26 protein-coding genes (1 of these 26 only partly in view) are annotated in these 26528 nt (G+C 49.4%); 13 read left to right on the top strand and 13 right to left on the bottom strand.

Annotated elements, in window-relative coordinates; translation table 11 throughout:
- The 9 genes from tatC to AC0L4K_RS19995 all read right to left on the bottom strand — a co-directional run.
- Positions 1–509 carry the 5' portion of a twin-arginine translocase subunit TatC gene (tatC, locus tag AC0L4K_RS20035; protein ID WP_417225960.1) on the bottom strand. It extends 244 nt beyond the left edge of the window, so the window shows 509 of its 753 coding nt (coding positions 1–509); the start codon lies at positions 507–509; its stop codon lies beyond the left edge, outside the window.
- Positions 502–879 (bottom strand): Sec-independent protein translocase protein TatB, encoded by a 378-nt coding sequence (tatB, locus tag AC0L4K_RS20030; protein WP_417225958.1) that lies wholly within the window; start codon positions 877–879, stop codon positions 502–504. The genes tatC and tatB overlap by 8 nt, the downstream gene beginning before the upstream one ends.
- 17 nt (positions 880–896) lie before the next feature.
- Positions 897–1142 carry a Sec-independent protein translocase subunit TatA gene (gene tatA / locus AC0L4K_RS20025; protein WP_417225956.1) on the bottom strand — a complete coding sequence of 82 codons (246 nt, stop codon included), beginning with the start codon at positions 1140–1142 and terminating at the stop codon, positions 897–899.
- Positions 1143–1236: 94 nt separating this feature from the next.
- On the bottom strand, positions 1237–1572 hold the full coding sequence (locus AC0L4K_RS20020; protein WP_473267665.1) for a phosphoribosyl-ATP diphosphatase: 336 nt from the start codon (positions 1570–1572) through the stop codon (positions 1237–1239).
- Between the two features lie 8 nt (positions 1573–1580).
- A complete protein-coding gene (gene hisI / locus AC0L4K_RS20015) occupies positions 1581–1970 on the bottom strand; it encodes a phosphoribosyl-AMP cyclohydrolase (protein ID WP_473267663.1) in 390 nt (129 codons plus the stop codon).
- Positions 1971–2074: 104 nt separating this feature from the next.
- Entirely contained in the window at positions 2075–3712 is a 1638-nt protein-coding gene (gene ubiB, locus AC0L4K_RS20010; RefSeq protein WP_417225951.1) for a ubiquinone biosynthesis regulatory protein kinase UbiB, read from the bottom strand.
- Positions 3713–3811: 99 nt separating this feature from the next.
- Complete coding sequence (locus tag AC0L4K_RS20005; RefSeq protein ID WP_473267661.1) at positions 3812–5347, bottom strand: GGDEF domain-containing protein; 1536 nt, start codon at positions 5345–5347, stop codon at positions 3812–3814.
- Positions 5348–5497: 150 nt separating this feature from the next.
- Positions 5498–6121 (bottom strand): thiol:disulfide interchange protein DsbA/DsbL, encoded by a 624-nt coding sequence (locus AC0L4K_RS20000; protein WP_473267660.1) that lies wholly within the window; start codon positions 6119–6121, stop codon positions 5498–5500.
- A gap of 135 nt (positions 6122–6256) precedes the next feature.
- Positions 6257–6859 (bottom strand): c-type cytochrome, encoded by a 603-nt coding sequence (locus tag AC0L4K_RS19995; RefSeq protein ID WP_417225945.1) that lies wholly within the window; start codon positions 6857–6859, stop codon positions 6257–6259.
- A 205-nt stretch (positions 6860–7064) separates the two neighbouring features.
- Here AC0L4K_RS19995 and yihA point away from each other — a divergent pair, with 205 nt between their 5' ends.
- Positions 7065–7700 (top strand): ribosome biogenesis GTP-binding protein YihA/YsxC, encoded by a 636-nt coding sequence (yihA, locus tag AC0L4K_RS19990; protein WP_473267659.1) that lies wholly within the window; start codon positions 7065–7067, stop codon positions 7698–7700.
- Between the two features lie 49 nt (positions 7701–7749).
- On the opposite strand, the gene polA is transcribed toward yihA, so the two are convergent.
- Entirely contained in the window at positions 7750–10491 is a 2742-nt protein-coding gene (gene polA / locus AC0L4K_RS19985) for a DNA polymerase I (protein ID WP_473267657.1), read from the bottom strand.
- Between the two features lie 117 nt (positions 10492–10608).
- Between polA and AC0L4K_RS19980 the strand changes: the two genes are divergently transcribed.
- From AC0L4K_RS19980 to AC0L4K_RS19965, 4 genes are all read left to right on the top strand, one after another.
- Positions 10609–10896, top strand: a complete 288-nt coding sequence (locus AC0L4K_RS19980; protein WP_417225939.1) for a DUF2782 domain-containing protein — start codon at positions 10609–10611, stop codon at positions 10894–10896.
- 33 nt (positions 10897–10929) lie between these two features.
- Positions 10930–11883, top strand: a complete 954-nt coding sequence (locus AC0L4K_RS19975; RefSeq protein ID WP_473267656.1) for a homoserine kinase — start codon at positions 10930–10932, stop codon at positions 11881–11883.
- A gap of 160 nt (positions 11884–12043) precedes the next feature.
- A complete protein-coding gene (gene uvrD, locus AC0L4K_RS19970) occupies positions 12044–14260 on the top strand; it encodes a DNA helicase II (RefSeq protein ID WP_473267655.1) in 2217 nt (738 codons plus the stop codon).
- 114 nt (positions 14261–14374) lie between these two features.
- Positions 14375–15604 carry a nucleoside recognition domain-containing protein gene (locus tag AC0L4K_RS19965; RefSeq protein ID WP_417225933.1) on the top strand — a complete coding sequence of 410 codons (1230 nt, stop codon included), beginning with the start codon at positions 14375–14377 and terminating at the stop codon, positions 15602–15604.
- Positions 15605–15638: 34 nt separating this feature from the next.
- Here AC0L4K_RS19965 and AC0L4K_RS19960 read toward each other — a convergent pair whose 3' ends face one another.
- The gene (locus AC0L4K_RS19960) at positions 15639–16037 is read right to left on the bottom strand and encodes an acyl-CoA thioesterase (RefSeq protein WP_417225931.1); all 399 of its coding nucleotides are present in this window, start codon (positions 16035–16037) and stop codon (positions 15639–15641) included.
- A 216-nt stretch (positions 16038–16253) separates the two neighbouring features.
- Between AC0L4K_RS19960 and AC0L4K_RS19955 the strand changes: the two genes are divergently transcribed.
- The 5 genes from AC0L4K_RS19955 to phoU all read left to right on the top strand — a co-directional run bounded on the left by AC0L4K_RS19955 (position 16254) and on the right by phoU (position 22994).
- On the top strand, positions 16254–17225 hold the full coding sequence (locus AC0L4K_RS19955) for a PstS family phosphate ABC transporter substrate-binding protein (RefSeq protein ID WP_417225929.1): 972 nt from the start codon (positions 16254–16256) through the stop codon (positions 17223–17225).
- 168 nt (positions 17226–17393) lie between these two features.
- Positions 17394–19670: an ABC transporter permease subunit gene (locus tag AC0L4K_RS19950; RefSeq protein ID WP_417225927.1), complete on the top strand. Its 2277-nt coding sequence runs from the start codon at positions 17394–17396 to the stop codon at positions 19668–19670.
- Between the two features lie 26 nt (positions 19671–19696).
- Positions 19697–21385: a phosphate ABC transporter permease PstA gene (pstA, locus tag AC0L4K_RS19945; protein ID WP_473267653.1), complete on the top strand. Its 1689-nt coding sequence runs from the start codon at positions 19697–19699 to the stop codon at positions 21383–21385.
- A gap of 24 nt (positions 21386–21409) precedes the next feature.
- The gene (gene pstB, locus AC0L4K_RS19940) at positions 21410–22243 is read left to right on the top strand and encodes a phosphate ABC transporter ATP-binding protein PstB (RefSeq protein WP_417225923.1); all 834 of its coding nucleotides are present in this window, start codon (positions 21410–21412) and stop codon (positions 22241–22243) included.
- A 16-nt stretch (positions 22244–22259) separates the two neighbouring features.
- Positions 22260–22994, top strand: coding sequence for a phosphate signaling complex protein PhoU (gene phoU, locus AC0L4K_RS19935; protein ID WP_417225921.1), 735 nt, complete (start codon positions 22260–22262; stop codon positions 22992–22994).
- Between the two features lie 76 nt (positions 22995–23070).
- Here phoU and AC0L4K_RS19930 read toward each other — a convergent pair whose 3' ends face one another.
- Both AC0L4K_RS19930 and AC0L4K_RS19925 read right to left on the bottom strand, forming a co-directional pair.
- Entirely contained in the window at positions 23071–23361 is a 291-nt protein-coding gene (locus tag AC0L4K_RS19930) for a hypothetical protein (RefSeq protein ID WP_473267652.1), read from the bottom strand.
- A gap of 252 nt (positions 23362–23613) precedes the next feature.
- Positions 23614–24189 (bottom strand): DUF1415 domain-containing protein, encoded by a 576-nt coding sequence (locus AC0L4K_RS19925; RefSeq protein ID WP_417225917.1) that lies wholly within the window; start codon positions 24187–24189, stop codon positions 23614–23616.
- 90 nt (positions 24190–24279) lie between these two features.
- Between AC0L4K_RS19925 and AC0L4K_RS19920 the strand changes: the two genes are divergently transcribed.
- The 3 genes from AC0L4K_RS19920 to phoB all read left to right on the top strand — a co-directional run bounded on the left by AC0L4K_RS19920 (position 24280) and on the right by phoB (position 26525).
- Complete coding sequence (locus AC0L4K_RS19920; protein ID WP_417225915.1) at positions 24280–24822, top strand: chorismate--pyruvate lyase family protein; 543 nt, start codon at positions 24280–24282, stop codon at positions 24820–24822.
- 16 nt (positions 24823–24838) lie between these two features.
- The gene (gene ubiA, locus AC0L4K_RS19915; RefSeq protein ID WP_473267651.1) at positions 24839–25726 is read left to right on the top strand and encodes a 4-hydroxybenzoate octaprenyltransferase; all 888 of its coding nucleotides are present in this window, start codon (positions 24839–24841) and stop codon (positions 25724–25726) included.
- A gap of 103 nt (positions 25727–25829) precedes the next feature.
- Positions 25830–26525, top strand: coding sequence for a phosphate regulon transcriptional regulator PhoB (gene phoB, locus AC0L4K_RS19910; RefSeq protein WP_417225911.1), 696 nt, complete (start codon positions 25830–25832; stop codon positions 26523–26525).
- Positions 26526–26528: the final 3 nt, after the last annotated feature.

The raw sequence follows: 26528 nt of genomic DNA, 5'->3' as shown, positions 1-26528 counted from the left end.
CCAAAGGCAAAGAAAATCTTCAGAACAAAATTAAGATAACTGCTGATATCCGTCATCACGGCTACATTCTCGGGCCCGACACTGGTAAAGAAACCAAAGATCAACGGAAATACGACAAAGTAAGCAAAAGCGATGCCCGAATAAAACAAAACAATACTCGATGCTAATAACGGTACCGCTAAGCGTTTCTCATGCTTATATAACCCAGGTGAGATAAACCCCCAAACTTGATGCAGAATAACCGGCATTGCCAAAAAGATAGATAACACCAAGGTTAACTTAAAAGGAGCGAAAAAGGGGGATGTCACATCGGTCGCTATCATGCTGGTACCGCTGGGCAGCAGTGCCGTTAGTGGTGCAGATACGACTTCATAAAGGTTATTGGCAAAGTAAAACAGACAGAGGAATAGAACCAGTATCGCTAATAACGCACGCATCAGTCGAGTACGCAGTTCTACAAGATGAGAGACTATTGGCTGCTCATCATCGGGCTGGTTAGGATCAATCATTGGCCTTGGTCTTTTCCTGTTCAGGCGCTACTTCGATATTTGGCTCGTTTTCTGCCTGATTCGGGCTACTGTCAAGGCTCGGCGCGCTATCGGCTTTCGAGGATTGATGAGCAACACTTTCGGCTGAAGACGGGGTACGCATTTCATTGAGCTCTCGATCAAGCTCATCTTTTTGTATCGCGACCTGCCGCCTCATTTCATCAAGGCGCAACTCTTCACTAATCTCAGACTGTATACCACTGAGGGTTCGCTTTGCTTTGCTCACCCACAGTCCAACAGTCCGAACAGCAACCGGAAGCTTTTCAGGCCCCAACACAACCAACCCTACGACCGCTATAATGAGCAGCTCAGCAAAACCGATATCAAACATTTACAGCTACCTGTCGGTTACTTGTCAGCTTTGGGCTCTTCTTTGCTCTGCTCTTTCACTGCGGCCTTATCTGACTCAGCAAAGTCGGCATCACTTTCAATCTTTTTATCGTCTTCTTTAGGCTCTTCGTTCATGGCTTTTTTGAAACCCTTTACTGCGCCACCTAAGTCTCCGCCCAGATTACGTAATTTCTTAGTACCAAATAGCAGTACAACGATTACCAACAGAATAGCCAACTGCCAAAGACTAATACCACCTAACATATTGTTGTTCTCCGTATTACGACATGGACAGCCTATACCGCCCGTTAAATTATTTCAGATTAGCCATTGATGTGTCTGCCTGGACACATCGAGCTTATGCTTGGTCAGACCTTGACGCTTTCTCTTCTAAACCGGACATATCGAAACGACGTGCCAATTCATTTATCACAGATTCGGGACGTTCACCCAAGTGGGACAAAGCAACTAGCGTATGAAACCACAAATCAGCGGTTTCATAAATGACATCATCATTATCGCCACTTACTTGGGCATCTTTCGCCGCCAGAATAGTTTCAGTGGCTTCTTCACCCACCTTTTCCAGAATTTTATTCAACCCTTTAGCATGCAGGCTCGCTACATAGGATTTTTCCGTGGTTGCTGATTTGCGTTGTTCGAGAATATCGCCCAACTGTGTCAATACATCACTCATAGCAGGCCTTACTTATTGTAAATCGTGTTTGGGTCTTTCAGAACAGGCTCAACCGCCACCCACTCGCCCTCTTTCAGGGTTTTAAAAAAGCAGTGCTCACGTCCGGTATGGCAAGCGATACCGCCTAGCTGTTCTACACTAAGCAAAATAACATCATCGTCGCAGTCAAGGCGGAGATCATGCAACTGCTGGACGTGACCGGACTCTTCGCCCTTGCGCCATAGTTTTTGCCGCGAACGGGACCAATAAATAGCTCGCTTCTCTTGCACCGTCAGCGCCAGCGCTTCACGGTTCATCCACGCAACCATCAACACCTTGCCCGAAGCATAATCCTGAGCAATCGCAGGCACAAGGCCATCACTGTTCCATTTAATCCGTTCTAACCAGGGTTCAGACATATTAGTATTCTTTATCATATAAGCAGGCAAGGATACCTGATCCCCTACAACACTACTATCCCCGAAATACGGGAGGTCGAAGGGTAATTGTTTAATGTTTCAATTCAATGACGCAGTAATAATACAGCGCCAACACCGCCCAATAACCAACTAATAGCCGGCAATTCTCGAACGGCGAATAACGGATCATCCAATGAAAAACCAGCCGCAACCGCCAGACAGATCAAGCCAACCCAGCGCCACTTATGATTGCTTTGCTGCTGTAACTCCTGCCGAGCAACGCTCATGGCAAGCATATCCCGTCGCCGACTGTCGTCCATGTTCTTTAATTGGCTCAGTGCGTCATAAGCTAACTGCGGCAAATGCGGCATCTTCTCAAGCCAGTCGGGTGCTTGCTGCTTAATAGAACGATAAGCCGCTTTTGGCCCCATTCGCTCTTTCATCCAACGCTCTAAAAATGGCTGACCAGTTTCCCATAAATCAAGCTCGGGATAGAGTTGCCGCCCCAGCCCTTCGATATTCAACAAAGTTTTCTGCAGCAGTACTAGTTGCGGCTGAACTTCCATATTGAAACGGCGGGCCGTTTGGAATAAGCCCATTAACACCATGCCAAAGGAGATATCTTTTAGCGGTTTTTCGAAGATAGGCTCGCAGACACTACGAATAGCCGTTTCAAATGACTGCACATTGGTATCCGCAGGCACCCAGCCAGAATCAATATGCAATTGCGCAACCTGACGATAGTCGCGCTGAAAAAAAGCTAAAAAGTTACGTGCCAAATAACTTTGATCTTCCGGTGACAAAGAGCCTACAATTCCAAAATCAACGGCGATATATTGTGGTGATGAAGGGTTTTCACGAGAGACAAAAATATTCCCGGGGTGCATGTCCGCATGAAAGAAACTATCCCGAAACACCTGGGTGAAAAAGATTTCCACGCCTTGTTCCGCCAGCTTTTTCATATCGGTATTCTGTGCTTTCAACTGTTCGATATCAGCAACCGGAATACCATGGATACGCTCCATCACGAGAACGTTTTGACGGGTCAGGTCCCAGTAGATTTCAGGCACGTAAAGGATAGGAGAGTTTTCAAAATTACGCCGAATCTGTGATCCATTCGCCGCTTCTTTACGCAAATCTAACTCATCAAAGATAGTATTTTCATAATCAGCAACCACCTCGACCGGTTTCAGCCTGCGACCTTCCGCCCAAAGTGTTTCAACCAGTCGCGCCAGGGTATAGAGCAGAGCCATATCTTTTTTAATGGTTTTGCCAATACCGGGGCGAATAACTTTCACCACCACCTCTTCACCGTTATAGAGCAGCGCCTCATGCACCTGCGCTACCGAAGCCGAAGCCATAGGCTCTGGATTAAACTCGGCAAAGATCTCTTCTACTGGTGCATTTAAAGCGGTCTCGATAAGCTGCTGCGAGTAGGCGCTGGCAAACGGCGGCACTTGATCCTGTAACTTTTTCAGTTCCTGAGCCAGATCATCCGACAATAGATCCCGACGAGTGGAAAGCATCTGACCAAACTTAATAAAGATCGGCCCTAGCTCCTCTAATGCCAACCGCAACCGTTCACCCTGAGAGCGAGGCCCCACGGGAATAAAGTAACGCCAGAGCATGAGCTTTAAGAGCAGACGGGCATACCAATGCAGATTGATCTGCTCGAAAAAGGTATCAAGCCGATATCGTGCAAAAACCCGGGCAATTTTGAAAATTCGGAGTAAACGTCGCACCGCTGTTATGTTCCGTGGTAGTTATTCTGGAATAAGGCAGGCATATTGCCCACTTCGGCAGCGAAGGTAAAGAGCTGCATCACACCGACAAGCAAAAGGTTAACCTAGCTCAATACGATTTCGACCCTTACGTTTTGCCGTATAGAGCGCTTTATCTGCCCGGCCAAATAGGTTATCGATCGAGTCCTCGGCTTGCACTTCTGTCAGCCCCAAAGAAAGCGTAATTTGAACCGGCTCACCGTGAAAATTAAACGGACTTTTAGCAATCGCCTGACGTATTTTATCGACTGCCATCACGGCTTGCTTAGCGGTAGTACCCGGCATCAGGATAATAAACTCTTCGCCTCCGTAACGGGCGACAAAGTCAGTCGACCGACTTTGTTGGGTAAGAATACCAGCAACGAGACGCAGCACTTTATCACCGGCTTGATGACCATAGGTATCATTGATACGCTTAAAAAGGTCAAGATCAGCGACTGCTAACGAAAAAGGCTGACCATAACGTTTCCAGCGCTCAAACTCCGCAGTCAGCTGCTCATCATAGCCAGCACGATTGGGCAGAGCCGTGAGCGAGTCAGTCATCGCCTTATGCCGCTCTGACTCAACGTGCACCTTCATCTGGTGCGTCTGCTCTTCCATCTGTTCAAAGCGATGCTGTAATTGCAAATAACGATCATACAGACGCTTTTCTCGATGCTCCTCTTTCTCTTTAAACTGAGCCACCGATTTGACAATATTCAATAACTGAGAGGACACATCACTCTTGAGCTGCTGCAGATCTTTAGACTCTTGCATCACCTGCTGAATTGTTTGCACATCCTGCTGAATGCCGTTGCTTAGCTGTATAACCTCTTCGGTTGCCAACTCATCTTTCTGACTTGCCTCAACATAAGCCTGCACTTCGGACAACTGACCAGTAAGATTTTGCAGATAGTTCTCAAATTCAGCACCATTATAGGCACTGAATCGCGCCACAAGCCCAACCAAATCCTGGACAATACTCGAAAGCCCACTGAGGGTAACGCCCCGCTCAATTCGACTAATCAATTCACGCGCCAGCGACATCTCCCCTTGAGGGATATTCAAACCCGAGATCAGGCTCAGCAGCTCAACACCTATTTTTTGGAGCAATTCTTCGTCTTCATGCCCTAGGTCTTCCAGCACACCCTGCTGACGGCCGCGGTTAAAGTCATCCGTTAAAATAGGGTCTTGAAGTTCGACCAAATCATTAATGATTTTTGACAAAGGGGAGAGAGTTCCGGTGAACGGTTCTAAACCGTCCTCTAGCTGGCTTAAGCGTTGTTTGCTTGTATCGGTCGTTAAATTCAGACGAAGCTGATAAATCCATTTATGCAGCCCGAGTAATAGCTCACTTCTATACTGCTGCTGTTCGATATCCAAGCCTCGAAGCTGCTTCTCAACCAAACGAACCGTGTCAGGCTTACCTAACGGATTAACTTTAAACTGTTCGCATAAGGTATTAAGTGAACGATCGAGCATCGCTGACTGACCATCAAGCGCAACCGCCATCTGTGAAACCAGATGCTGAATCGATTGACCTTCAAGCTGAGCCTGAAGTGTATCCATCTGCTCAGATAGTGATTTGTAACGTTCTTTCCAGTCGTCCTGTTCCATCCCTTATCCTTGCAAACCGGCCAATCGAAAAACACTTTTCTTCAATGTTATGTCAGTTACCGCCTGACAAGCCAGCCCTGAGCCACCCGTTAACGCCAAAATAAGCAAAAAAAAGCTGCACACGGCAGCTTTTTCGACACAAACTTGCGCTTACTGAGCAAGTTTCTCCTGTTCGATCAGATATTCAGCCACTTTAAGCATGCCTGCATGACCACCGGCCTTGTCCGCGGTAACACGGTATTTGCCGTTTACGATCAACGTCGGAACGCTTTGAATACCATAACCCTTCAACTTTGACGCACCCTGATTCATACGCATATTGACGGCAAAAGACTGATTCATTTTAATGAATTTATCCTTATCAACACCCAATTCAGCGTAGAAATCGGCGAGAGCTTCTAGGCTATTAAAACGACGACGTTCGTTATGCAAAGCCGTAAACGTAGCTTGATGGGTTTTATCCAGATCATTAAGAAGTTCTGATGAATAATACGCTCGCGCTAACGGCTCCCAAGACCGAGAGAAAACCACCGGCACACGGGCAAAATTTACATCAGCAGGTAACTGGTTGGTCCAGCTATGCAACATGGGCTCAAAACGAGCACAGTGAGGGCACAGATAACCAAACGCCTCAACGACTTCAACCTTAGTTTTATCTGCCGTCGGCACGGGCATGGCAATCACTTCATAGTTAACGCCGGCCTTATATTCTTCAGCTTGAGCCATGACTGCGGTCAGGGCAATAACTAACCCAATAGCGAGCTTTTTCAACATATCTGTATCCAACCTTTGAGAAATTCAGTCTTATAAGACCGGCCAATATGCGTCAAGTTCATCCTTGCCGCAAATAAATTTTGCAATAAAAAAGGCAGCTTACGCTGCCTTTCCTGACTCAGAGCTGAATTTAACTTAATTCAAACCCTGGATATAACTTGCAACAGCCTGAATTTCTTTATCGCTTAGCTTAGCGGCGATAGTACTCATCATCGCTTGAGGGTCGTTATTACGTGCCCCTACGCGGAAGTTCTTCAGCTGAGTTTCGACATATTGTGCATGCTGTCCACCCAGTTGAGGGTAACCCGCGCTCGCAATACCTTTACCTTCAACACCGTGGCATGCGGTACAAGCAGCAATACCTTTAGATGCAACGCCGGCACGATAGATTTTTTCACCCGCTTCAACCAGATCTGCTTTAGCAGCGCCAATTTGCATATTCTTCGATGCAAAATAAGCCGCAATATCGGCTAGATCCTGATCGTTCAGGTTGGTCAGAAGACCTGTCATTTCAACAACCTGACGGTTGCCAGCTTTAATATCCTGCAGTTGTTTAAGCAGGTAACGCTCATTCTGGCCTGCCAGCTTAGGAAAGTTGCCCACAGCACTATTGCCATCAGGCGCATGACATGCACCACAGACTGCTGTTTTACTTTGCCCTGCAGCAGCATCTCCCGCCGCATGTGCAACACTTATGATACTCACGCTTGCCAGTATGGCGATCAGTAGTTTATTCATCGACTAACCCAGACTCTTGCTATAGATTGCTAACGGTTTCTGCCGCAATCTGAAGCTAATCAGATTGAAACAGGGCTACCGAACCAACACCCGGACTGGTGTAATATTCCAGCCACAGGTAGAATTCCGGCGAGATTATAACCTAATATCCACACAAACTGGAACGATAAATGTCTGCATTAGCAGGCTGATAGGCAAAAAGTATATGTCTTTACCTCAAATTCAATACCATATGACCCGCTTTAACACTAGCGCCAGCAAACTCAGCCAGTGTCCTGAAGACACCGGCGCCGAGGTCGCATTTGCCGGTCGTTCCAATGCAGGCAAGTCCAGCGCCATCAATACATTAACCAATGCTAAACTGGCGCGTACCAGTAAAACCCCTGGTCGAACCCAACTGATAAACTTCTTCGATACCAATATTGAAGACGTGCGAATTGTCGATCTACCCGGCTACGGTTATGCCAAAGTGCCTATCGCCATGAAAGAGCATTGGCAGAAGCATTTGAATGATTATCTACAAAATCGTGACTGCTTACGGGGCGTGGTATTAATGGTCGATATTCGCCATCCGCTGAAAGAGTTCGATCAGATGATGATTGAATGGTGTAGCGAAGCAGAGATGCCGTTACACATTCTGTTGACTAAAGCTGATAAATTAAACCGAGGCGCAGCGCAAAATGCACTGTTAAAAATGAAGCAAGCGTTAGATGTTAAAAATAACGCGCTGCTCAGCATACAAACATTCTCGGCATTGAAAACCACCGGGGTTGATCAACTGCGCGAACATCTTAATCATTGGCTATTAGGCGACCAAGAAGACAGTTCAGAAGCGGAATAAACAAAAAGCTCAGTGCCGCATTGCGGTACTGAGCCCTCCACCACTCGGCTCAGTGAGCCTCATCCCAGTTATCACCCACACCCGCTTCCACGAGCAGTGGCACATCCAGATTAGCGGCACCCTGCATCAGCTCAACCAGTTGAGCCGATACCTCGTCCACCAGCGCCTCAGGCACTTCTAGAATCAATTCATCGTGTACCTGCATGATCATCCGCACACCGGTATCACTGTTCTGCAACCACTGATCGACAGCAACCATCGCCTTTTTAATAATATCCGCCGCCGTGCCTTGCATCGGCGCATTGATTGCCGTGCGTTCAGCAGCCTGACGGCGCATACCATTACTGGCTTTAATTTCTGGCAGATAGAGACGTCGACCAAACAAGGTTTCAACATAACCCTTCTCGGCTGCCTGTAGACGGATATCATCCATATAGCGCTGCACGCCCGGGTAGGTAGCAAAATAATGATCGATATAGGTTTGCGCTTCATTCCGTCCAATGCCCAACTGTTTGGCCAAACCAAAGGCCGACATTCCGTAGATCAGACCGAAGTTGATCGCCTTGGCGCTGCGGCGCTGATCGGTACTGACGTTTTCTAGCTCGACACCAAACACTTCCGCCGCGGTTGCCTTATGAACATCTTCACCCTGTGCAAAGGCGCTCAGTAGGCCTTTGTCCTGTGACAGATGGGCCATAATCCGCAACTCAATCTGAGAGTAATCCGCGGCCACCAGCTTATAGCCCTCAGGAGCAACAAAGGCCTGACGGATGCGCCGCCCTTCGGTTGAACGGATCGGAATGTTCTGCAAATTAGGGTCAGACGAAGACAGACGCCCCGTCGCAGTCACCGCCTGATGATAAGAGGTGTGTATACGTCCAGTAGCAGGATTGATCATCTGCGGTAGCTTATCGGTATAGGTGCTTTTCAACTTACTCAAGCTGCGATGCTCGATAATCATTTTTGGCAATGGATAATCCAGAGCCAATTCCTGCAACACCTCTTCTGCCGTAGACGGAGCCCCTTTTGGCGTTTTTTTAAGCACCGGCAGTTTTTGTTGCTCAAAGAGAATTTCTTGCAGCTGTTTTGGCGAACTTAAATTAAACGGCCCGCCCGCCAGTTCATGCGCCTTGGCTTCTAGCTCGGCCAAACGAACACCATGCTCTCGGCTCTGGATCGCTAGCTGCGTTGCATCCACCATAGCGCCCTGCTGTTCCATCCGCGCCAATACCGGAATCAGCGGTAACTCAATATCCGCAAACACCTGCTCCAACGCGGGATCCTGCGCTAATTTATCGCTGAGCTGTCGATGAAGACGCAGGGTAATATCGGCATCTTCAGCGGCATAAGGCCCGGCTTGCTCCATTTCGATCTGATTGAAGGTCAGCTGCTTCTTGCCTTTGCCGGCGATATCTTCGAATTTAACGGTCTTCACACCCAGATAGAAATCCGCCATAGCGTCCATATTGTGGCGCGTTGCCGTAGAGTTCAGCGCATAGGATTCCAGCATTGTATCGAAGGCGACCCCTTGCAGCGTAATATCGTAACGCGCCAGCACATTCATATCATATTTAATATGCTGCCCCACTTTCTTGTGAGTCTCGCTCTCGAGCAGAGGCTTGAGCTGCTGTAGCACAGCATTACGATCCAACTGAGCCGGCGCGCCCATATAATCATGTGCTACCGGCAGATAGGCGGCATGGCCCGGCTCCACTGAAAACGACACACCAATCAGGTTGGCTTCCATATAATTAAGGCTATCGGTCTCGGTATCAAACGCAAACAACTCGGCAGACTCTAACACCTTAAACCAGCGGTCAAAGCTTTCCTGATCGAGAATCGTTTCATAGACTATCTCATCCGGCAGTTGTGCTTCATTTTCCACCGCCCGCGCATCATCCGCGGCGGCTGCACCTAAGTCACTGACCCAAGTGCGAAACTCACACTGCTGAAATAACGCCTGCAGTTGCTCATTATCCGCCACCGGCAGCGGTATATCTTCGATACCGCATTCAAGTTCAAGGTCGGTTTTAATGGTCGCTAACAGGTAAGAAAGTTCGGCCGCTTCGCGGTTTTCTTCCAATTTTTTAGCCATGGTTTTAGAACCGCGAAAGCCCAGTGCGGCAATTTTATCGAGGTTGGCATACAGGTCGTTAATACCGCCAATTCCCTGCAATAACGCCAACGCCGTTTTTTCACCAACCCCAGGAACACCGGGAATGTTATCGACTTTATCGCCCATCAAGGCCAGATAATCGATAATCAGCTCCGGCGGAATGCCAAACTTCTCATTCACTCCGGCAATATCCATATGGGAATCATTCATGGTGTTGATCAAACTAACATGCGGATCCACCAGCTGCGCCATATCTTTATCACCGGTAGAGATAATCGTATTCAGCCCTTTAGCGCTCGCTTCACGGGCTAAAGTACCGATCACATCATCGGCCTCGACCCCCTCAACAGAGATCAGCGGAAAGCCCATCGCGCGGACAATTTTATGAATAGGCTCGATCTGGGTGCGTAGGTCATCGGGCATCGACGGACGCTGCGCCTTATACTCAGGATAGATCTCATCGCGAAAGGTTTTACCTTTGGCATCAAAGACTACGGCAACCGGGCTATCGGGGTACTGTTTAATCAGGCTGCGCAACATACTGGTGACCAGCCTGACGGCTCCGGTTGGAACCCCTTCAGAGGTACGCATATCGGCCTGCTGGGCAGCAAAAAAAGCCCGGTACAGGTATGAAGAGCCATCGACTAATATAATAGGGGAAGTATTTGCGGTCATGGTATTGCAGTCATTGTCCGTCAGGGGATATTGTTATCGGGTTTGGTGTCCGAAAGGCACCATCATATTAGATTAGCCTCTGACACAGAAGAGGCGACCCCAGTTCATGGAGTGGTTATGAAAAAAATAGTGTTGCTATTAACTCTGCTTTGCTCATTTTTGATGGTGCCAACAGCCAATGCAGATGTGCTGCCTGAGTTTGATGACAACGAGCCGGTTGTCACCATTCGTCACGGACAAAAAGCCACCTATTATGAATATCGCATCAACGGTAAGCTCAAAGAGATCAAAGTTAAGCCAGTGATCGGCAAAACCTATTACCTGGTCCCTCAGGATGATGGTGAGTTTCAACGCTTTGAAGACTCAACTCTGATGTTACCGAAATGGATTATATTCAGCTGGTAATTCTTTATAAGCAGTAACTAACGAAGCGTAATTATGGCTGTATACACCAATATTAGCCGGACTGACCTGGAAAACCTGTTACAGGATTTCCAGCGGGGTCAGCTGGTAGACTTTCAAGGCATAGACGGTGGTATTGAGAACACCAACTATTTTGTCACACTCCTGAATGATAGCGGCATAGAAGAGGAGTATGTACTCACTCTCTTTGAAGAGCTTAGCCAAGAAGAGATGCCCTATTTTGTCGAGCTGACCACCTGGTTGGCAGATCGAGGATGCCCGGTACCTTTTCCCTATAAAGACACCAATGGGATCGCCTTAAAAACACTACATAACCGGCCCGCGCTGCTGCAACCTCGGCTGCCTGGTCAACATGTAGAATCCCTGACGCCCGCCCATTGTCGCCAAATTGGCACCGCTCTCGGCGAGTTTCATCAAGCCGGCCGCGATTTCTACCTGCAACGGCAAGCCCATCGTGGGGTCTTCTGGTGGCGTCGAGAGTCGCAACATATCGCTAACAAACTCGCAGATGATGAGGCGACTTTATTACGTCATGAAGTCAGTCTGTTTGATCAGTTACGAGAGCAACCTTGGCAACTGCCACAGGGGGTGATTCACGGGGACTTATTCTTCGATAACGCACTATTTCAGGGTGATCAGCTCAGCGCTATTCTGGACATCTATAACGCTTGCAGCGGCTACCTGTTATTTGATCTGGCGATTGTTGCTAATGACTGGTGCGTCAATGTCGACGGCTCTATTGACGCTGAACGCGAAAACGCACTATTAAACGCCTATGCCGCCGTGCGCCCATTTGAAGACAATGAATACTTAGCCTGGCCACAACTAGTGCGCACCGCTGCTATGCGTTTCTGGCTCTCACGACTGATTCCGGCATTAGATCCAAACTCAACGCAGAAGATTAAAGATCCCCAAGCGTTTAAACGGATACTGCAATACCGCATCGACCACCCTGCCAAACTACCTTAAGGAAGACCTGACGTATGCAAAGAGAAATCAGCAGTTACCAGACCGAGTAAACATGGTTTCTCTTTCCTACGCCTCAGCCGCTTGCGGCTTTTAATAGCCACTGGCCGTTCTGGTCGCTATAATCCCACTGAATATTTATACAGCTATCTGAAGAAATCCTATGGACGTATCTCACCTACTTGATTCACTCAATGAAGCCCAGCGGGAAGCCGTCTCTGCGCCAGTCTGCAATATGCTCGTGTTGGCCGGTGCCGGTTCCGGCAAAACCCGGGTGCTGGTGCACAGAATCGCCTGGTTGGTGCAGACCGAGGGGCTTTCGCCTTATTCCATTATGGCGGTTACCTTCACCAATAAGGCAGCGAAAGAGATGCGCGGTCGGATTCAGGAGCTGATGGGGCTGAACCCCAGCGGTATGTGGGTCGGTACCTTCCATGGCTTGGCTCACCGGATACTTCGCGCCCACTGGCATGATGCGGGGCTGATGCAGAATTTCCAGATTATGGATTCTGATGACCAGTTACGTCTGATTAAACGGTTGGCCAAAGAGATGAATCTGGACGACAGCCGTTGGCCTGCCCGTCAATTTCAGTGGTACATCAACGCCCAGAAAGATGAAGGCCTGCGAGCTCGGCATATTGATGCCGGTGGAGACCCTCACGCACAGGTCATGGTGAACGTTTATGCGGCCTATGAAGACGCCTGTGATCGCGGCGGCATGGTCGATTTTGGTGAGCTATTACTACGCTCCCTCGAACTATTGCGCGATCATAACCCCTCATTGCTAGAACACTACCAAGACCGTTTTCGCTATATTCTGGTGGACGAGTTTCAAGATACCAACTCGATTCAATATGCTTGGCTAAAACTACTCTGCCAACCCCTCGACCCTCGTAAACCCAAGCCTGAAAAACTGATGGCCGTGGGCGATGATGACCAGTCCATTTATGGCTGGCGCGGCGCAAAGATTGAAAATATCCAACGCTTTAATCAGGATTTCAAAGATACGATGGTGGTTAAACTGGAGCAGAACTACCGCTCCACCAACACCATTTTGCAAGCCGCCAACGATGTTATCCGTAATAACCAAGGCCGCTTAGGCAAAGAGCTACACACCGATCAACCCGATGGTGAGCAGATCTCTCTTTATGCCGCCTTTAATGAACAAGATGAAGCTCGGTTTATCGTTGATCAGATCGACAACTGGGTTAAAAAAGGCAACTTGCGCAGCGAAAGCGCCATTCTGTATCGCTCAAACGCACAGTCACGGGTACTTGAGGAATCACTTATTCGAGCGGGCATGCCCTACCGCATCTATGGCGGCCAACGATTCTATGACCGGTTAGAGATCAAAAACGCGCTGGCCTATCTACGCTTAGTCAGCAATCGCGAAGATGATACGGCGATGGAACGGGTGATTAACGTCCCGACTCGCGGTATTGGCGGTAAAACGATCGAAGAGATTCGTCTACACGCCCGCACCGAAGGTATCTCCATGTGGCGCGCCGCCAATGAAGTGATCGAGCTAAATAAACTGACGGCACGGGCCGCCAATGCGCTGCAAGCCTTTATCGATCTGGTCAACCAGATTGCACAAGACACCGAAGGCACCGATCTGCATGAACAGACCGAGCACGCCATTCAAAAGTCAGGATTGATCGACCATCACCTCAAAGAGAAAGGTGAAAAGGCACAGGCACGCATCGAAAACCTTGAGGAATTGATCAGTGCGGCACGGCAATACCTATCCACTTGGCAACCGGATAAAGAGGGTAATGAAAACAGTACCCCACTGACCGCCTTCCTTGATGACGCAGCCTTAGACGCTGGCGAAGCGCAAGCCGAAGAACATCAAGACTCAGTACAATTAATGACCCTACACTCCGCCAAAGGATTGGAATTCCCACTGGTCTTCTTGGCCGGTATGGAAGAAGGGCTGTTTCCCCACAAGATGTCACTCGAAGAAGGCGATCGACTCGAAGAGGAACGCCGGCTCTGCTATGTGGGCATCACTCGGGCAATGCAGAAACTCTATATCACCTATGCGGAATCCCGCCGCCTCCACGGCAACGAAACCTTTAACCGCCCTTCCCGCTTTATCCGTGAGATTCCGGACAACTGCTTAGAAGAGGTGCGCTTAAATGCCAGTGTCAGCCGGCCGGTCACCGCCCGCCAGCAACAGCGACCCGCAATGTTTAATAACGCCGAAGTGCCGGATACTCAAATTGTCCTAGGCCAACGGGTATCACACGCTATTTTTGGCGACGGCATTGTGGTTAATTATGAAGGCTCAGGAGCAAAAGCCCGAGTACAGGTCAATTTCGATTCGGAAGGCAGTAAGTGGCTAGTAGTGGGATACGCTAATCTTCAAGCGATGTAAGGGACTTATCCTGATTTAAGGGACAACCGTTAATACACGGTTTAGCCTACTGCCGTTTTGCTTCCTGACCCAAGCATCGCTACTCTATTGTGAAACAGTCTGAGAGGAAGCGGAATGTTACACAGAATTTGGCTTGGATTTTTTCTGTTGGCCTTTGTCGGGGGTTTATATCAATGGCTGGTTGGCGGCGATGCTGCGGTTTTTCAACGGATGGTGCAATCAACCTTTGATATGTCCAAATTATCGGTTGAGCTGGCGCTGGGGCTGATTGGTACCTTAGCCTTCTGGCTAGGCATTATGAAACTAGCCGAAGCGGCCGGTTTAATCACCAAGCTAGCCAATGGCCTTAGTCCTCTGTTTACGCGCTTGATGCCCGAAGTTCCCAAAGGTGACCCAGCAATCGGTTCAATGACCATGAATCTGTCGGCCAATATGCTCGGACTAGATAATGCCGCCACCCCGCTCGGGCTCAAGGCGATGCAAGACCTACAGCGACTGAATCCTGATAAAAGCCGTGCCACCGATGCTCAGATTCTGTTTCTGGTACTCAACACCTCGTCGGTGACCCTGTTTCCCATCACCGTATTTCTCTATCGAGCCCAGCAAGGGGCAACCGATCCCACTTCCGTCTTTATTCCTATTCTAATCGCTACCTGTAGCTCCACACTGGCCGGTTTATTGGCGGTGGCATGGGTACAAAAAATTCGTCTCTGGGAACGAGTAACCCTGCTCTACCTTGGAGGCTTTTTTGCCCTACTGCTCGCGTTTATTGGCTATTTCGCCACCCTGACGGTGACCGAGTTGCAACAACAGTCTTCCTTGATCGGTAATCTGATGATTTTCAGCGCCATTATCTGCTTTCTCGGTGCCGCCCACCTGAAAGGGGTGAATATCTACGAAACCTTTGTGGAAGGCGCCAAGGAAGGATTCTCGGTAGCTATCATGATTATCCCCTACCTTTTGGCGATGCTGGTAGCGATCGGCGTATTTCGCGCCAGCGGCGTAATGGATGGGGCGATCTGGTTATTGCGCGAAGGGATCTCGCTGCTCGGGATCGATACCCGCTTTGTCGATGCACTACCTACCGCACTGATGAAACCGCTGAGTGGTTCGGGAGCCCGTGCGATGATGCTCGACACCATCAATACTCATGGCGTCGATTCATTTGCCGGACGGGTAGCCGCGATTATTCAAGGCTCAACGGAAACCACCTTTTACGTGCTTGCCGTTTATTTCGGCTCAGTCGGTATTCGTCATACCCGTCATGCACTCAGTTGCGGACTCACCGCCGACTTAGTGGGCATTATCAGCGCTATCTTGGTGGGTTACTGGTTCTTTGGCTAAGAAAACCGCACACCAACAACTCGAGAGGTGTCAATTAATGACCGAAGTCGAGTGCCCGAATATGCCCATGACCATCAATAGCCACCTGCACGCATTCAGTTTCAGACACTTTACGCAGGTCGCGGCCATCAGGACAACAGCCCCACACCTCAACATTGATACGTAATGAGCTAGTGCCCTGCTCTTTGATCCGGGTGTAAAAACTCAGAATAGTGCCCTCAAGCACCGGGGCCATAAAACTCATGGCACCAATAGAAACCGTTGCGACCCGCCCTTCGGCCGCTTCAGCCGCGCGAATTTCAGCCGCTAGCACCGCCTGAGATGCAACCCAGCCACCATATACATCGCCAAACATGTTAGCCGCCGCACCCGAGGCAGGGCAGCGCAGGCTTAGTTCGCCTTCGGGTTTGAGCAATGTCTTATTGGTATTCATATCAGGTCAGTTCCGGATCAGGTTATTTTTATCAGCGCGTATTTTACTATTAACTACCCGACATAGGTCTAGCTAAAATATGCCCGATTACGTTTCCGATGGCGAAAATGTTTGCCGTTGTCACATCTCTGTCACACAAGCCGCTTATATTTCCATCATCGAATTAACACTGAACGTTTTAAAAGCGAATTCAAACCATACTCTGTGGAGCTTGTAATGAAACCAATGAAGAAAATTTTTGCAGCCGTTGCCCTAGCAACAACATGCATGACTGCATCCGCATCTGACCTGCTGGATCCGAACCTGCCAACTTACACTAAAGCATCTGGCGTTTCCGGTAACCTGTCTTCTGTTGGTTCAGATACACTGGCTAACCTGATGACCATGTGGGCTGAAGAGTTCAAACGTAACTACCCTAACGTCAATGTTCAGATTCAGGCTGCAGGCTCTTCTACTGCACCACCAGCGCTGACTGAAGGCACTTCAAACATCGGTCCAATGTCTCGTAAGATGAAAGACAAAGAACTGGGCGCATTTGAAAAGAAATTTGGTTATAAGCCAACCCCTGTTGCTGTTGCTATCGATGCGCTGGCCGTTTTCGTCAACAAAGATAACGCTATCGCAGGTCTGACGATCCCTCAGGTAGATGCTATTTTCTCCTCTACCCGCAAATGTGGTCTGCCTCAAGAAGTGAACAAATGGGGTGACGTTGGTGCTACCGGTTCGATCGCCACGCAAGGCTTCCAGATCTTCGGTCGTAACTCAGTATCCGGTACTTACGGTTACTTCAAGAAGAAAGCCCTGTGTAAAGGTGATTACCGCGACAACGTTAACGAACAGCCAGGGTCAGCCTCTGTTGTACAGTCTGTTTCAACCTCACTGAACGGTATTGGTTACTCAGGTATCGGTTATAAAACATCATCTGTTCGCGCTGTACCACTGACTAAGAAAGCCGGTATGCCTTTCGTTGATGCCTCACCAGAAAACGCACTGAACGGTTCTTACCCACTGGCACGTGCTCTGTATGTTTACGTTAACAAGAAGCCTGGCCAAGATCTGGCACCACTCGAGCGTGAGTTCCTGAAAATGGTTCTGGCTAAAGTCGGTCAAGAAGTGGTTGTTAAAGACGGTTACATCCCTCTGCCAGCCTCTCTGGTTGAAAAGCAGATGAAAGACCTCGGCCTATAAAACAGTCTTGGTTCCGGGCCTAACAGTGGGCCCGCTTGAAGCCATCTAAACAGGAGTCCTTTGGGGCTCCTTTTTTATGTCTACAGGTTTTATTACAGCCCTGTAACATTTCTGTCATCAATTGCGTTTATCTTGACGCCATCACTTTTATCATTGTAGAAATTTGTCATGAGTATAGAGAACAGCTCCGTTATTCCTGATCTGGATTTTGATACCCCGGCTGCCCGCCGTGGACGCAAACTCCGGGCACTCAAGGACAAGGTGGCCAGCGTTGGCATCGGTCTAGGTGGCGTCAGTGTCATCATCGCAATCCTTTTGATCTTTTTCTATCTTCTCTATGAAGTAGTTCCGATGTTTCGTTCGGCAGAAGTTCAGCCATGGAAACATAACGATCAAGTTGTCGAACCCTATGCAGTGCCAGGCGCAGGTAAAACCCTGTATATGGCCATGGAGGAGCAAGCTGAGATCGGCCTACGGGTGACCGACCTGGGTGAGATGGTATTTTTCAGTACCACTTCCGGTGAGGTGATTAAAAACATCCCCGCCCCCCTACCGGCCAACACCAGCATTACTAGCTTTGCTATGGTCTCAGAGAACAGCCATATGTTTGCGCTAGGACTGAGTAATGGTCAAGCACTGGTCTTCAAGCACACCTACAAGTCGACCTACCCCGATGGTAAGCGCGTTATTCTGCCAAATATTACCTACCCTCTGGGTGAGCAGCCTATCGATGTGGCATCAACGGCACTGGAACAGCTCACCGTGAGCGGTAGCGAAGGTAGCTATGCACTCATCGGCGGTAATCAAGAAAACCTACAAGCGGTCTTTATCTCACAAACCGAGAATATGTTTACCGGTGATGTCGAACTAGAACAATCCACCACGAAACTGCCCGACCTCGGTATTAAGATCAAAAAGATGCTGCTTATGCCAGACCTTGCTTGGTTATTCGTGGCCGGAGAAAGCGGCAAGATGGCCGTCGTAAGCCTGCGCAATCAAGATGCCCCCATTATTACTCAGGTATTGCAAGCCTCATCTAGCAAGATCACGACCTTTGATCTGCTGCTCGGTGGGAACGCACTGCTGCTAGGTAATGCGGAAGGACACGTTTCACAATGGTTTCTGGTACGTGATGACACGGGCGAATGGCAGATGACTAAAATCCGCTCCTTCGACACCGGTAGTAGCGCCGTCATAGATCTTGCCATCGAGCACCGCCGCAAGGGTTTCGCTACCATTGATGCGGCCGGTGAACTGCGACTCTATAACACCACCGCCAACGTCAATGTACTAGCCGAGAAAGTAGCCCAAGCCAACACCTCCATGATCACCCTCGCGCCCCGCGCCAATGCGGCGCTGATCGAAGAGGATGGCAAGCTAACACTGCTGCATATCGACAACGAACATCCAGAGGTTTCTTGGAGTTCGCTGTGGGGTAAGGTCTGGTATGAAGGCTACGAAGAGCCGAAATATGTATGGCAATCTTCTGCCGCCAACAATGACTTCGAACCCAAATTCAGCTTGATGCCATTGGCCTTCGGCACCCTGAAAGCCGCCTTCTATGCGATGATTCTGGCCACCCCGCTGGCGATCTGTGGCGCTATCTATACCGCTTACTTCATGGTGCCGTCACTGCGCCGTAAGGTAAAACCGTTCATCGAATTGATGGAAGCACTGCCTACGGTCATCCTCGGCTTTTTGGCGGGCCTCTGGCTAGCACCTTTTATGGAGGAGAACCTACCCGGCATCTTTGTCACTATCTTGCTGATACCCATCGCTGTGCTGGCCTTTGCCTACGGCTGGGCACAGATGCCGAAAAAGCTTCGCTGGCTAGTACCAGACGGCTGGGATGCTCTGCTATTGATCCCGGTGATCATGCTGGCCACATGGCTGAGTATCTCCATTAGTCCCTCGATAGAACTCGCGCTCTTTGACGGCAACATGCGTCACTGGCTAACCAATGATCTCGGTATCGCCTATGACCAGCGTAATGCTCTGGTTATCGGTATCGCCATGGGCTTTGCCGTCATCCCGACGATCTTCTCTATCACCGAAGATGCCATCTTTGCAGTGCCGAAACACCTGAGCTACGGCTCACTGGCACTGGGAGCGACACCGTGGCAAACCCTGACACGAGTGGTCATGCCAACCGCCAGTCCTGGTATCTTCTCTGCCGTGATGATCGGTATGGGCCGAGCCGTTGGTGAAACCATGATCGTACTGATGGCCACCGGTAACACGCCTATTATGGATGCCAATATATTTGAAGGGATGCGTACCCTAGCGGCCAATATCGCCGTTGAAATGCCCGAGTCAGAGGTCGGCAGTACTCACTACCGCATTCTCTTCTTAGCCGCCTTTGTGCTGTTTATGTTCACCTTTGCCGTCAACACCATGGCAGAAGTGATACGTCAGCGGCTACGCAATAAATATGGCTCCCTGTAACCTGAGCTGTTGAGGAAATAACAGATATGAACATCTCAGTAAAAGAATGGTTTAAATCCGGTTCACCCTGGGTATGGATGAATGCCGGAGCGGTTGCCATCTGTCTTATTATGGTGGTCGGTCTGCTGGGGCTGATTGCCGTGCGTGGCCTAAGTCACTTCTGGCCGGCTAACATTGTTCAAGCGACTTATACCGTCGATGGCCAATCAAAAACCATCATCGGTGAGGTTGTCGAAACCAATGAAGTACTCACCAAACAGCTGATTGAAGCGGGTATTAAAATCCCGGACGACAGTGAGTTTTCGACCCGCCATCTACTGAAAGTCGGTAACCGTGATATCTACGGCTCTGATTTTAGTTGGGCGCTGGAACACTTCCTATCTGATCAATCGAAGCCGGAAATGCTATTCACCGCCGAGCGTCGCGAGTGGGGTAACCTCTATGGTTACTTACGTTCACTCAAAGAGTCCGGGGAAGAGGTTGTACGTTTCGATGGCTATGACCAATCGGCTGAATATCTCGCTCTGTGGGATGAGTTGGATAAGCGCGTTGCACGGGCGCTGCAGATTCATGAAGATATTCTCGCCATTGAGAAGCACGAAATCGGTGCGATCAACTATGAGTTAGAGCGACTGCGCCTGAAAGAGCGAGGCCTACAGCTCGATAATGTGACTGACCAAGCCCCTTACGATGTTATTAATAAGCGCCGTAAAGAGTTAGATGTGGCCTATGAAGGCATGCAACAGCGCTTGTTGGATCTGTATGCACAGATTAACCGAGACTCCTTAACCGCTGAAGTAGCCGGCGGCAAGGTGGTTGAGGTTCAATTGGCTAAGATCGTGCGAATCTTCCGTCCGAACGCCATGCATACGGGACAGAAAATCGCCCATTATGCGTCTAAGTTGTGGGAGTTTGTCAGTGATGAGCCCCGCGAAGCCAATACCGAAGGTGGCATCTTCCCGGCGATCTTCGGCACCGTAATGATGGTGTTGCTGATGTCCTTGCTAGTGACCCCATTTGGTGTGATCGCGGCGGTTTATCTGCGCGAATATGCCAAACAGGGCTTTATCACCCGACTCATCCGCATTGCGGTCAACAACCTAGCCGGCGTCCCATCAATCGTCTATGGTGTATTTGGTCTAGGCTTCTTTGTCTACTTCTTGGGTGGCAATATTGATGACCTATTTTTCGCCGCCGCCAAACCTGCGCCAACCTTTGGTACACCGGGCTTGATGTGGGCCTCACTGACCCTCGCACTACTAACCGTGCCGGTGGTCATTGTGGCAACAGAAGAGGGCCTCAGCCGTATCCCTAGAGCGCTCCGAGAAGGCAGCTTAGCGCTCGGCGCCACCAAGTTTGAAACACTGATGAAAGTGGTGTTGCCAATGGCAAGCCCTGCGATGATGACCGGTGTTATCTTGGCGATTGCCCGCGCCGCCGGTGAAGTGGCTCCGTTAATGCTGGTAGGGGTTGTGAAACTAGCACCTAGCCTACCACTGGATGGTAACTACCCATTCATCCACTTGGATCAGAAATTTATGCACCTGGGTTTCCACATCTATGATGTTGGTTTCCAGAGCCCCAATGTTGAGGCAGCACGACCGTTGGTATATGCCACCGCCATGCTACTGGTTTTGGTTATTGCGCTGCTGAATATGTCAGCTATTGCGATCCGTAACCATTTACGCGAAAAATACAAAGCGCTTGAGATGTAAGCCGAATACTAGATAGGTTTAATGATGACTATGGAAGCTAAGACCCATTCAATCGATATTTCCGCGCTGCAGCGCCAGAATCAGAGTTTGCGTCTTGAAGATGAGACCATTGCCCTGACAGTACGCGATCTCGAGCTTTTCTATGGCGAGAAGCGTGCCCTGCACGGTGTATCGATGGATATCCCTAAAAACCGAGTGACCGCCTTTATCGGCCCATCCGGTTGTGGTAAATCCACCCTGCTACGCTGCTTTAACCGGATGAACGATCTGGTTGATAGCTGTCGTATCGAAGGCCAGATGAGCCTATATGGACAAAACATCTATGAACGTGGCGTCGATGTTGCTGATCTTCGCCGGCGTGTCGGTATGGTGTTTCAAAAGCCCAATCCGTTCCCGAAAAGCATCTACGAAAATGTTGCCTACGGCTTGCGTATTCAGGGTATTAACAAAAAACGCGTCATCGATGAAACCGTTGAATGGGCATTGAAATCAGCCGCTCTGTGGGACGAGGTCAAAGACCGCCTACACGAGAGCGCCCTCGGGATGTCCGGTGGCCAGCAGCAACGTCTGGTGATCGCCCGTACTATCGCGGTGAAGCCAGAAGTATTGTTGCTCGATGAGCCGGCATCCGCACTGGACCCGATCTCCACACTGAAGATCGAAGAGCTGATCAATGAGCTGAAGAAAGACTTCACCATCGTGATCGTTACCCACAACATGCAGCAGGCGGCACGGGTATCCGATTACACCGCCTTCATGTATATGGGCGATCTGATCGAATTTGGGGTAACAGACCGTCTGTTTACCAATCCAGAAAAGAAACAAACAGAAGACTATATTACTGGTCGTTACGGTTAATTAGGGGAGAAGTATAGTGAGTTACGAACAGGACCGTCATAGCAATCACATCTCCCAGAGCTTCAATGAAGAGCTGGAGCAGATCCGCACCGAATTGCTAACCATGGGAGGCCTCGTTGAACGTCAGTTGAGCGATGCCGTCAACGCATTAGTATCGGGCGATACCGAACAGGCAGAGCAAGCCCGTAAAAGCGACCAAGCGATCAATGATATGGAGATGATGATCGATGAGCAGTGCACCTTGATCATCGCACGTCGCCAACCCGCAGCAGCCGATCTACGGCTGATTATCTCCGTCAGTAAGGCGGTTAGCGATCTAGAACGCATCGGCGACGAAACCAGTCGCATCTGTCGTTATGCGATAGAGCTGGCCAACGATGGCAAAAATGTTCGCGGTTTCCAAGAAGTCCGACATATCGGCAACTTGGTGCGTGATATGTTACAAAACTGCCTCACAGCCTTTGCTCGCAGCGACGCGGAGATGGCCTATAAGGTTGCTAAGCAGGATAAAGAGGTTGATTCAGAATATCGCACCGCGATGCGCTCGCTGATGACCTACATGATGGAAGACCCCCGTTACATCACCAGCATCATGAATGTCATGTGGATCTTGCGCAGTATTGAACGGATTGGCGATCATGCCCGCAATATGGCTGAACATCTCATCTATCTGGTAAGCGGCACGGATGTGCGCCATAGCAGCTTGAAAGAGATTAAACGTACGGTACGTGAAGTCGAGCAGAAAAAATAAATTCGACCAGACGAAAAACTAAAAAGGCAGCCGACCGGCTGCCTTTCCCTTCTACCTGCCGCTACCTGATCTGCGCTTAGTCCTCGAAGGCACATATACGCAAACCGATCTTGCCACCATGAATCGGCGCAGCGGTGAGCAACAATCCTTTTGCCTGCAGTTTACCGGTATTTTTTAACTCAGACATGACCTCAGACGGAACGCCTCCGCCACACCACCCGGGTATCAGCTGCTTCATTAAACTTAAAAAAACAGCATCTAAATCCCATAGATCACCCTTCATATCACAAACAGCTTCACCCGCTTTACGCGAATAAGGACGCTTCCCCAGCTTTCCCTGGGGTCCCCGCTTTAGATCAATTGGCACGCCTTCACCCTATACTTATTATCAATTATTCAGCGTACAACTTATCTCGCAGAGCTTTATTATTTATAACCACCGCACCTAATATCAGGTGCAGTGGCTAATTAGAAATTCTAACGTAATTGATATAGTTGTTGTACTAATAATGTGGTTATTAGCTAAGAAGAAAGTGAACCTAGTTCCGGGGCGAGAAAGATGCCCAATGAGGGCGCTGCACCCTCATCTGAAACAGCGAAAAGTAAACCAACGCAGAGACTAACAATAATCAGCAAACGGGGGAAAACGCTCGATCAGCGCCTCCCGCCCTAACGCCCTTAGACGTTTGATATTACGTTCAGGAATCTGCTCGGGGTTAGGATAGTGGGCCAATGCCCGGCTCATCTCCGCTTCTCGAATAATATGGAAGGTTGGCCAAGGTGAGCGGTTACTCCAATGGCTTAAGTCGTCTTCAGGCACACCGGCAAACAGATAGCCCGGATGAAAGCTCGCCAGCTGTAACACGCCTTCTAAGCCTGCCTGCTGCAATAAGTCTTCAAACAGGTGAAGATGATCTAGGTACTGATAAAAATCGCCTAGCCCCTCAGGGACGATGAACAGCGTCGTAGAAATCGTTTGCTCATCGCTCGCCTGTAGCTGTTCGACTTCAGCTAAGAAAGCCGCTACTAGCGCCTCCCCTTCCTGGGCTGCCGTTACCGCATATCGCAGCGAGTTATCTTTCACCACTGGAGCGGCGAAGGGGCAAAGGTTTAAACCGACAACCATGCTCTCAACCCACTCACGGGTCATCTGTTCTACCTGTTCTGCTGAATAACGCGGGGGCGTTTTAACCATACCTTTCATTTAATCCTGAGCCATGTGAAACCGATACTTTTACATCCTGTTAGGGTACTATACGGCCAATTTTTTTGCTGAGAAATTATCGTGCCCGTTGCTCTCAATCAAAACCGTTTTGATACTCGCTGGTATGCATTTAATCGCCCTGCAACGACCGCTGCGCCTCGTATCTGGCGTAAATGGTTACTAGACCGGGGATCATTGACACAGCATCTAATTCACGCCAGTGACGGCGATTTTAAAGTCAATGTGCTACGCCAATATTGGGGGCGTCCTAGCCGTATGGAAGCACTTGCATTAAAGATCTCCACGCGGCAGAAAGTCTTGATTCGCGAAGTGCAATTACTCGGTCATAACCACCCCTGGGTGTTTGCCCGCACGATTATCCCGGCCTCCACTCTCACCGGTAAACAGCGCAAACTTCACACCCTGGGGTCTCGGTCGTTGGGTAGCGTCTTATTTCGTGACCCCACCATGAAACGAGATCCTTTGGAGATCAGTCGCCTACAACTCAGTGATGGCGAAATAGCTTGGGCACGCCGTTCAGTGTTTTATCTGTCAAATAAGCCACTTCTGGTGGCCGAGGTTTTCCTGCCCGCCCTACAACAGGTAAACTATCAGCACAAATAACGATGGATCATTAACGATGCAACCCGGTACTCAAAACACCCGCCTCACTTGGCAGAAGCTGAAAGCCTGTGGCGACCTTATGCGAATTAGCAAACCGATCGGCAGCTTTCTGCTGCTGTGGCCGGCTCTCTGGGCTCTGTGGATTGCCGCTGAGGGGGTTCCTTCATACAGTTTGCTGTTTATTTTTATCTTGGGAACCTTCCTGATGCGTTCAGCAGGCTGTGTCATTAATGATTTTGCCGACCGCAATATTGATGCTCACGTAAAGCGTACCGCACAACGCCCGCTACCTGCCGGGCGAATCTCTGCCAAAGAAGCCTTGATACTGTTTGTTGCGCTACTGCTGGCGTCTTTTGCACTGGTGCTGTTTACCAATACCATCACTATCTATCTATCGGTAGGCGCCGTTTTCCTAGCGTTTTGCTATCCCTTTATGAAACGCTATACCCATCTACCGCAGGTGGTTTTGGGTATGGCGTTTTCGTGGGCGGTGCCCATGGCCTTTAGCGCGACCCTCGGAGAAGTACCCGTTATCAGTTGGCTGATTTATACCGCAGCGGTTATCTGGACCGTGGTCTATGACACCATGTATGCCATGGTCGATAGGGACGATGATGTTCGAATCGGGGTTAAATCCACCGCCGTCTTATTCGGTGATATGGATAAAGTGATTATCGGCATATTGCAGCTACTCACCCTCACTATTTTACTTATGCTAGGGGCGCAATTACAGCTATCGATCTGGTTTTATCTCGGAGTGATGGTGATGGCGGGACTATTTGTCTATCAACAATACCTCATCAGAGAGCGTCAGCGGGAAGCTTGTTTTACCGCCTTTCTCAACAATAATTACGCTGGGATGGCAGTTTTTATCGGTCTATTTCTGCATTATCTAACCATTTAAAAACAAATACTCTTGCCACCTAGGCGACTTTGTCATATTTCTGTAACAGTTTCATAATCTAATGACCGTCTTAATACATTATAAATAAATGAGGTGATTGGTCATGACGTCGGGTAAACGCGTTCTGATTGTTGATGACGAGGCTCCGATTCGCGAGATGATCGCTGTTGCACTCGAAATGGCTGGATACGATTGTGTCGAAGCGGATTCTGCGCAAGCCGCGCATCCAATGATCGTCGATTGTAAGCCAGATATGGTATTGCTGGATTGGATGATGCCCGGTATTAGCGGGATCGAATTCGCACGGCGACTGCGTAAAGATGAGATGACGGCGGATATTCCCATCATCATGCTGACCGCTAAAACCGATGAAGATAATAAGATCCAAGGACTGGAAACCGGCATCGATGACTATATCACCAAGCCGTTCTCTCCCCGGGAACTGGTTGCCCGGCTAAAAACCGTCCTGCGCCGCACCACGCCAAAAGGTATCGAAGAGCCGATTACGGTTGATGATCTCACCCTAGATCCGGTGTCCCATCGCGTCAGCTCCGAACTTAAACCACTGGAACTTGGGCCAACGGAATTCCGTTTACTACAGTTTTTCATGACCCATCAAGATCGCGCCTACACTCGTAGCCAACTACTTGATCTGGTGTGGGGTGGCAACGTCTATGTCGAAGAGCGTACCGTTGATGTTCATATCCGTCGGCTGCGTAAGGCGCTCAGCGAACGCCATGATTATCTAATCCAAACCGTTCGCGGCACGGGTTATCGTTTTTCATCACAGACCGCCTGAGAC

It is taken from the genome of Amphritea sp. GJ51-11 (assembly GCF_055808735.1).
This window is presented reverse-complemented; position numbering and strand designations above follow the sequence as displayed.

Bases quoted from the DNA above. Each gene is read 5' to 3' on its own strand.
- tatB (WP_417225958.1), bottom strand. From the start codon at position 879: ATGTTTGATATCGGTTTTGCTGAGCTGCTCATTATAGCGGTCGTAGGG.
- tatA (WP_417225956.1), bottom strand. From the start codon at position 1,142: ATGTTAGGTGGTATTAGTCTTTGGCAGTTGGCTATTCTGTTGGTAATC.
- AC0L4K_RS20020 (WP_473267665.1), bottom strand. From the start codon at position 1,572: ATGAGTGATGTATTGACACAGTTGGGCGATATTCTCGAACAACGCAAA.
- hisI (WP_473267663.1), bottom strand. From the start codon at position 1,970: ATGTCTGAACCCTGGTTAGAACGGATTAAATGGAACAGTGATGGCCTT.
- AC0L4K_RS20005 (WP_473267661.1), bottom strand. From the start codon at position 5,347: ATGGAACAGGACGACTGGAAAGAACGTTACAAATCACTATCTGAGCAG.
- AC0L4K_RS20000 (WP_473267660.1), bottom strand. From the start codon at position 6,121: ATGTTGAAAAAGCTCGCTATTGGGTTAGTTATTGCCCTGACCGCAGTC.
- AC0L4K_RS19995 (WP_417225945.1), bottom strand. From the start codon at position 6,859: ATGAATAAACTACTGATCGCCATACTGGCAAGCGTGAGTATCATAAGT.
- yihA (WP_473267659.1), top strand. From the start codon at position 7,065: ATGTCTTTACCTCAAATTCAATACCATATGACCCGCTTTAACACTAGC.
- polA (WP_473267657.1), bottom strand. From the start codon at position 10,491: ATGACCGCAAATACTTCCCCTATTATATTAGTCGATGGCTCTTCATAC.
- AC0L4K_RS19980 (WP_417225939.1), top strand. From the start codon at position 10,609: ATGAAAAAAATAGTGTTGCTATTAACTCTGCTTTGCTCATTTTTGATG.
- AC0L4K_RS19975 (WP_473267656.1), top strand. From the start codon at position 10,930: ATGGCTGTATACACCAATATTAGCCGGACTGACCTGGAAAACCTGTTA.
- uvrD (WP_473267655.1), top strand. From the start codon at position 12,044: ATGGACGTATCTCACCTACTTGATTCACTCAATGAAGCCCAGCGGGAA.
- AC0L4K_RS19965 (WP_417225933.1), top strand. From the start codon at position 14,375: ATGTTACACAGAATTTGGCTTGGATTTTTTCTGTTGGCCTTTGTCGGG.
- AC0L4K_RS19960 (WP_417225931.1), bottom strand. From the start codon at position 16,037: ATGAATACCAATAAGACATTGCTCAAACCCGAAGGCGAACTAAGCCTG.
- AC0L4K_RS19955 (WP_417225929.1), top strand. From the start codon at position 16,254: ATGAAACCAATGAAGAAAATTTTTGCAGCCGTTGCCCTAGCAACAACA.
- AC0L4K_RS19950 (WP_417225927.1), top strand. From the start codon at position 17,394: ATGAGTATAGAGAACAGCTCCGTTATTCCTGATCTGGATTTTGATACC.
- pstA (WP_473267653.1), top strand. From the start codon at position 19,697: ATGAACATCTCAGTAAAAGAATGGTTTAAATCCGGTTCACCCTGGGTA.
- pstB (WP_417225923.1), top strand. From the start codon at position 21,410: ATGACTATGGAAGCTAAGACCCATTCAATCGATATTTCCGCGCTGCAG.
- AC0L4K_RS19925 (WP_417225917.1), bottom strand. From the start codon at position 24,189: ATGGTTAAAACGCCCCCGCGTTATTCAGCAGAACAGGTAGAACAGATG.
- ubiA (WP_473267651.1), top strand. From the start codon at position 24,839: ATGCAACCCGGTACTCAAAACACCCGCCTCACTTGGCAGAAGCTGAAA.
- phoB (WP_417225911.1), top strand. From the start codon at position 25,830: ATGACGTCGGGTAAACGCGTTCTGATTGTTGATGACGAGGCTCCGATT.